The organism is Cellulosimicrobium sp. CpK407 (genome assembly GCF_051844275.1).
GTDB lineage: Bacteria > Actinomycetota > Actinomycetes > Actinomycetales > Cellulomonadaceae > Cellulosimicrobium > Cellulosimicrobium cellulans_G.
In genome coordinates this window covers 36944-43947 of the sequence record NZ_JBGNYC010000039.1, presented here as the reverse complement: position 1 = coordinate 43947, position 7004 = coordinate 36944, and the positions used below count along the sequence as shown (strand labels likewise).

Genomic DNA, 7004 nt, shown 5'->3' with positions numbered 1-7004 from the left:
GCCCGCGAACGACAACCCGTCCTCACGATGGCGCCGCGCCAGCTCGTCGTACACCTTCAGCGGCGACGAACCCGTCGCCAGCCCCAGCACCGACTCCGGCTTCGACCGCACCACCTTCTCGATCGCGTCCGCAGCCAGCACCGCCAACCGCTCTGCCGGAGCGATCACGACCTCCATCACTTCACCTTTCGACGGCCGACGAGGGCAGCGCCCACCGCGGCGACGGGGACGTCCGCCGGAGCGAGCGAGACCCGCTCGGCGAGACGCAACGAGGACAGGAACGGGGACGTGCTCGACTGCGCGTCGAGCGCAGCGCGCACGGCGTCGAGGAGCGGCTGCCCCAGGGCGGACACGCCGCCGCCGAGCACGACGTGACGGACGTCGACCGTCAGCTCGAGGATCCGCACCGCCGAGGCGACGGCGGACGCGAACTCGTTCTTGATCCGGATCGCCTCCGGGTCGCCCGCGGCGGCCGCCTCGAAGAGCTCCGCCGGCGCGGGTCGACCGTGGCGCGACGGCCACCGCGCGGACACCGCGGAGCCGGAGGCGTAGACCTCGACGCACCCCCGCTGGCCGCACGCGCACTCGGGCCCGTGCGGGTCGATCGGGATGTGCCCGATCTCGCCCGCCGCGCCGCTCACGCCCCGCCGCAGCTCACCACCCAGCACGATCCCGGCAGCGAGACCGGTCCCCAGCGCGAGGAACGCGAGGTCCGACCCGTCGTCCCCGCGCAGGTGCGACGCACCGAGCGCGGCGACGTTGAGGTCGTTGTCGACCTGGACCGGGACACCACCGAGCTCCGCCGACAGCGCCTCGGCGAGCGCGAAGCGCCCACCCTCGATGCCGAGGTTGACGGCGTGCATGACCGAGCCGTCCTCGGGGTCCACCAGTCCCGGCACGCCGACGCCGACGCCGTCGACGTCCTCGAGCTCGGCACCCGCGCGGCGCACCACCTCGCGGACGGCACGGGCCGCGCTGGACACGACGCCCTGCGGCCCGCGCACCGTCGGCAGGCGCAGGGTCTCCCGCGCGACGCCGTCGGGCCCGAGGAAGGCGGCGAGCACCTTGGTCCCGCCGATGTCGAGACCGACCGCGCTCCCGGTCCCCGAGCCGTCGCACCGCGACGTGTCCTCGGGGCCGGAGCGTCCGGCCAGGGCTGCGGCTGCCTCGCCGTTCAGCGAGGCAGCCGTGCTCAGGTCGCTCACGTCAGCCCTTCACCGCACCCGAGACGAGACCACCGGTCATCCGACCCTGGACGATGAGGAAGAAGACCACCACGGGAACGGCGATGATCACCGAACCTGCCATGAGGGCTCCCCAGTTGGTCGCCTGGGTCGCCTGCTGGAACGTCCGCAGCCACACGGGCAGCGTCATCGACTCGGGGCGGTTCATGATGATCAGCGCCATGACGAACTCGTTCCACGCCTGGATGAAGGCGAACACGCCCGTCGCGACGAGGCCCGGGGCGAGGAGCGGGAACGTGATCTTCCAGAACGCCCTACCGCGCGAGCAGCCGTCGATCATGGCGGCCTCCTCGAGCTCGGCGGGCACGCCGTTGACGAACCCGCGCAGCGTCCAGATCGTGAACGGCAGCACGCCGGACACGTACACGATGCCCAGACCGACGATCGTGTTGAGCATCTGCCAGCCGTCGATGATCCGGAAGATCGAGATCATCATCGCCTCGCCCGGGATCATCTGGACCACGAGGACCGCGATGATGAAGGCGCGACGACCCTTGAACCGGAACCGCGTGACCGCGAGCGACGCGAGGAAGCCGAGCACCATCGCGATGACGAGGGTGAAGAACGTCACCATGATCGAGTTCCCCATCGCCGGCGGCAGCGGGGCGCGCGAGGTGTCGGTCCACGCCGACACGTAGTTGTTCAGGGTGAAGACGTCCGGCGTCGGGAAGAAGTGGAGGTCCGTGCCGCGGATGAGGCTCGACGGCAGGAACGAGGTGTTGATCATCCAGTAGACCGGGAAGATCGAGGCCACGAAGACGATGATCGCGATGATCGCGAAGCCGACGTTGGCGGCCTTCTTGCGCTGCGTCTCGCGGTTCTTGCGCTGCGTCGGCTTGCCCGCGACCGAGGCGTGACGTACCGCGGCCCGGGGGGTGGTCGAGATGGTGCTCACAGTTCTTCCTCCCGGATCGTCTGACGCACGTAGTAGAAGGAGATGGCGAGCATGATGAAGACGAAGATCACCGAGATCGCGCTGGCCAGCCCGTAGTGCCCCTGCGCCATACCCATCTGGTAGATGTACACGCCGATGGTGTTCGTCTTCTCGCGGTCACCGCCCACGCCCTGGAGTGCGTAGATCTGTGTGAACACCCGCAGGTCCCAGATGATCGACAGCACGATGAGCACCGTGATGATGCTGCGCACGTAGGGGATCATGATGAGACGGAAGCGCTGGACCGGACCCGCGCCGTCGAGCTGCGCGGCCTCGAGCACCTCGCCGGGGATCTGCGTCAGGCCCGCGTACATCGTGAAGGCGACGAACGGGACCGCTCCCCAGACGATGACGATCGTGGCGATGAGGAAGAACTGGAGCGGGTTGAGGAGCCACGAGTGGCCCATCCAGTTGTCGCCGGTGATCTTCGTCAGGAGGTTGTTGATCACGCCGTACTGGGTGTCGAAGATCCAGCCCCAGACGATCGTCGCGGCGAGAGCGGGCATGGCCCAGGCGAGGAGCAGGCCGACCGAGACCAGCAGGCGGAAGCCCTTGCCGAGCCGCATCATGAGCAGAGCGATGAGCGTGCCCAGGAGCATCGTGAGCGCGACGCAGACGACCATGAAGAAGAAGCTGCGCATCAGCACGGTCCAGAAGCCGTCGACGTCCGTGAGGACCTGGACGTAGTTGTCGAAGCCGACCCACTCGGCGGGCTGGCCCATGAGCTGGGCCCGCTCGTACTCCTGGAACGACATGACGATCAGTCGGACGATCGGGTACCCGACCAGCACCCCCAGCACGACGAGGCTGGGGACGAGGAGCGTCCAGGGCAGGACCGGTGGACGCCGCTTCTTGGGGGGGCGCACGGGCGCGCCGGGGCGCTCGGTGCGGGGTTCGAGGGTGGTTGAGCTCATTTCCTCACTCCGTCAGGGGTGCGCGGTGGTGCGCGGGGACGTGCCGACGGCCCGTCATGGGAAGGGGTGGGGGCTCCCACGAGGAGACCCCACCCCTGACGGCTCGAGCCTCCGGTGGCGCCCGGACGAGCCGGGCGCCACCGGACGGGCTCAGCTGTTGAGGATCTCCTCGATCTTTGCGTCCAGGTCCTTGGCGACGGTGTTCACGTCGTCACCGTTGGCGATCCGCGTGAAGGCGGTCTGGAGCACGTTCTGCGCCTCGACGTCGGCCCACTTGGGCGACGGCGGGGTGAGGCGCGCGTTCTGCGCGGCCGCGACACCGGCCTGGGCGATCGGGTCCTCCTGCGGCACCTCGCTCGCGAGGGACTTCTTCGCCGGGATCATGTTCGCCTGGGCGAGGATCGTCTGGTACTCGTCGCTCATCATGATCTCGAACGCCTTGTACGCGAGCTCGGGGTTGTTCGACTTCTGGGCCACGGCGATGTTCGAGCCACCGGCGAAGACGGCCGCCGGCTCACCGGCGGTCTTGCCCGGGAGCGGGAACGCCGCGAGGTCGGAGCCGTAGGTCTCGACGCAGCCAGGCGTCGCGTTCGGGTCCTCCGGCGCCTGCGGGGACTTGATCGTTCCGGCGATCCAGGTCGGAGCCGACACGTACGCGACCGTGCCCTCGCAGAACGGCACCTGGAGGTCGGTCTCCTGACCGTCCTTCGGGGCGTGCGACGCCGTGGTCATGAGGTCCTGGACCTGAGCCAGGCCGGCGAGGCCGCCCTCGGTCGAGAAGCCCGCCTCCCACTCGCCCGAGTCGGCGTTCTGCTCGGCGATGAAGCCACCGTTCTCCCAGATGAACGGGAGAGCGTTGTACCAGTCCTGGCCGGGCCAGTACACGCCCGAGACGGTGTCCGTGGTCAGCGCCTTCGCGCTCGCGACGTAGTCGTCGAGCGTCGCCGGGATCTCCGCGCCGCCGGTCACCTGCGGCGTGTAGAACACCGCACGCGAGCCCGCGTAGTACGGCAGGGCGTAGTGCTTGCCGTCCCAGTCGCCGGCCTCGACGAAGCCGGGGAGCAGGTCGTCGCCGCCCAGGGACTCGAACTCCTCCGCGGTGATCTCACGGAAGTAGCCCGCGGACGTGAACGCCGGGGACTGCGTGTTGCCGACCTCGACGACGTCCGGGCTGTCCGACCCGGAGAGCGACGTGGTGAGCTTGTCGACGAGACCGGTCCAGGACTGCTCCTCGATCGTGAGGGTGCTGCCCGGGTTCTCCTTCTCGAAGGTCGTCTTCAGGTAGTCACGGGCGGCGTCGGGCGTGTCCGAGCCGTTGAGCCAGACGCGGATGTCGCCGGTCGCAGCCTCGGTCTCGCCGGAGCCGTTGTCGTCGCTGCCGCCGCCGGTGCTGCAGGCGGTCAGCGCGAGCGCCAGGGTGATCGTCGACGCCACGGAGGCGACGACGAGACGGTTCCTCTTCACTGGGTGCTTCCTCTCGGTGATTCTTGGTGGCGGCGTCGGTGACGCCACCGGAGGTGTGGCAGGAGTCCTGCGTAATCGAGCGCATGCAGGGGTACTGCGTTCCTGGGGGTGCTGCTCTGGGGTTCCCCAGGAGGTCTGAGGGGCTGGGGCGGGCCCGGCCCCGGTCGGGCGGTGGGGGTCAGTCCGAGCGTCGTCGGCTCATGAGACCCCCAGCTGTCCGGACAGGACGAGGACGGCTGCCCCGGCAAGGACGACGTCTTCGTCGAGCGTGGCCATCCGCACCTGGAGCCCGCTGCCGATGACCGGCATCGTGCGGGAGCGGATGGTCTCGAACGCCGCCTCGCGCAGAGGCCCGTCGAGCAGGTCCGCAGGACCGCTGACGAGCACCTCCGCGAGGTTGAGCGCACTGACGACAGGTGCCAGAGCGATGCCCAGCGTCCTGCCCACCGACGCCAGGACGGCGTCGGAAGCCTCGGTGTCGAGCCCGTCCACCGCGCGGCGCAGCGCCGGCACGGACAGGACGGTCTCCAGGCAGCCGCGGCGCCCGCAGGCGCACGGCTCGCCGTCGTCGACGACGGTCACGTGACCCAGCTCGCCGGCCGCGTCCGCGTGCCCGCGCACCCGTGCGCCGTCGACCATGATCCCGGCGCCCACGCCCTCGCCCACGGTGAGGACGAGCAGTCCGTCGCCGGCCGCGCCGCCGAACGTGAACTCGCCGAGCGCGGCGATGTTCGCGTCGTTGGCCACGTGGACCGCGAGGCCGAGCCGCTCGGTGAGCTGCGCGGCGAGCGGGACGTCGTACCAGCGGCGGTTGGGAGCCTCGATGACGCGACCCTCGGCGTCGACGACGCCGGGCGAGCCGATCCCCACGCCGATGACCGGCTGGGTGGCGGACGCGATGAGGCCGCGGCAGAAGCGCGTGAGGAGGTCGACCAGCTCGGTGCCGGTGCGGCCGTCGACCGCCAGGCTCTGCCGGACGACGAAGTCGCCCGTGAGCGTGAGGACGGCGCCGCGCAGCACCTCGTCGTCGGTGAGGTCCACGGAGACGATCTGGTACGCGCTGGTGCGCATCCCGACGAGGATCGCGGGCTTGCCGACGCGCTGGCCCGGGCGGACGCCGAGCTCCTCGACGAGGCCCTCCGCGATGAGCACGGACACGAGGTCCGAGATCGTCACCCGGGTGAGGGACGTGGCGCGCGCCAGGTCGGCGCGCGAGGTGGGTCCCTCGTGGAACAGGTGCTGCAGCACGAGGGACCGGTTGTGGGCCCGAGCGTGCTCGGGCAGCACCTTCGAGGTCGGCCTGAGCCCTGTGCTCAGACGCCTCCTCGGTGCTCCGGTCCCGGTGACTGCCGTTGTCATGTTTGTTAGTAGACTGCCTTTACTAAGTGGCTGTCAACTTTCTCGCGGCTTCGTGACCGAAACGTTGCCGATCGGCCCGCGCTGCGGGACCTGGGTCCCGCCCCAGGTGGCCCGTAGACCCGCCCGTCCCCTCAGGACGTCGCCGCGTCGACCCAGCCCCGCGCGCCCGGATGCTCCACCGAGCGCGAGGCCACGACGACCGCCTGCTCGAGCGCGGCCCGCCACGACGCACCGCGCGACACCGCCGCCGCGAACGCGCCGTGGACCACGTCACCGGCGCCGAGGGTGTCGACGACGCGCTCCGGCTCGGGGACCGCGAGCTCGTAGCGCTCCCCCGCGTCGAGCACCTCGACGGGACGCGGGCCGCGCGTCCGGGCGACGAACCGCGGGCCGAGCGCCGCGACCGCGGCGAGCACGTCCCCCGCCCCGACCCCCGGAGACCGGAAGTCCGCCGACACCACCACCGCGTCGCACAGTCCGATCATCCGGGCCGCGTCCGGCTTCCACGACCCGCCGTCGAGCACCACGGCCGCGCCCCGCTCGCGCGCCTGCCGAGCCATCTCGAGCGCGAGGCCCGGCAGGTGCCCGTCCAGCAGCAGGACGTCACCCGGCCCGACGCCGTCGAGGAGCCCCGGGCCGTCGACCGTGGCGCGGGCGGCGAGATCGTCGAACCCGGACGCGTTGGTGCTCACGACGGCGCGCTCGCCCGTGCCTTCCGTGACGAGCACGGTCGAGACGGCGAGGCGCCCGCCGGCCGCCTCCCCCGCGGCGTCGACCAGGTCGACCCCGCAGTCCGCGAGCTCGCGCCGCACGACCGCGGCGAACGGCCCGCCCCCGACCGCGGTGACGAGCCGCGTGGGGACTCCGAGCGCGACGGCCGTCGCGGCGGCGTTGGCGGCAGGCCCGCCGAAGGTCGCGGACAGCGACCGCGCGACGACCTTCTCGTCGGGACGCGGCAGCGCGTCGACCACCTGGACGACGTCGAGGGTCACGAGACCGCAGCACACGAGCACGCGACCATCCTGCCGTGCCGGGGCTCCGGAGCGCGCCGCCGTCCACGGTCGGGGACGTCGCGCTGCGGTTGGATCA

6 protein-coding genes and 1 pseudogene are annotated in these 7004 nt (G+C 71.1%); all 7 read right to left on the bottom strand.

Going from position 1 to position 7004, the window contains the following annotated elements:
* Nucleotides 1–177: pseudogene (locus ABWU78_RS15645) on the bottom strand (glucosamine-6-phosphate deaminase); the annotation flags it as partial.
* Nucleotides 177–1205: an ROK family protein gene (locus ABWU78_RS15640; RefSeq protein ID WP_353708033.1), complete on the bottom strand. Its 1029-nt coding sequence runs from the start codon at nt 1203–1205 to the stop codon at nt 177–179. The gene ABWU78_RS15640 and the pseudogene ABWU78_RS15645, both read right to left, overlap by 1 nt.
* Nucleotide 1206: 1 nt before the next feature.
* Complete coding sequence (locus tag ABWU78_RS15635) at nt 1207–2139, bottom strand: carbohydrate ABC transporter permease (protein ID WP_374614528.1); 933 nt, start codon at nt 2137–2139, stop codon at nt 1207–1209.
* Entirely contained in the window at nt 2136–3092 is a 957-nt protein-coding gene (locus ABWU78_RS15630; RefSeq protein ID WP_353708032.1) for a carbohydrate ABC transporter permease, read from the bottom strand. Before ABWU78_RS15630 ends, ABWU78_RS15635 begins: the two co-directional genes overlap by 4 nt.
* A gap of 150 nt (nt 3093–3242) precedes the next feature.
* Entirely contained in the window at nt 3243–4556 is a 1314-nt protein-coding gene (locus ABWU78_RS15625; protein WP_253051149.1) for an extracellular solute-binding protein, read from the bottom strand.
* Between the two features lie 198 nt (nt 4557–4754).
* Nucleotides 4755–5915, bottom strand: a complete 1161-nt coding sequence (locus ABWU78_RS15620) for an ROK family transcriptional regulator (protein WP_082141568.1) — start codon at nt 5913–5915, stop codon at nt 4755–4757.
* 131 nt (nt 5916–6046) lie between these two features.
* Nucleotides 6047–6922, bottom strand: coding sequence for a PfkB family carbohydrate kinase (locus ABWU78_RS15615; RefSeq protein WP_439158901.1), 876 nt, complete (start codon nt 6920–6922; stop codon nt 6047–6049).
* Nucleotides 6923–7004 lie beyond the last annotated feature (82 nt).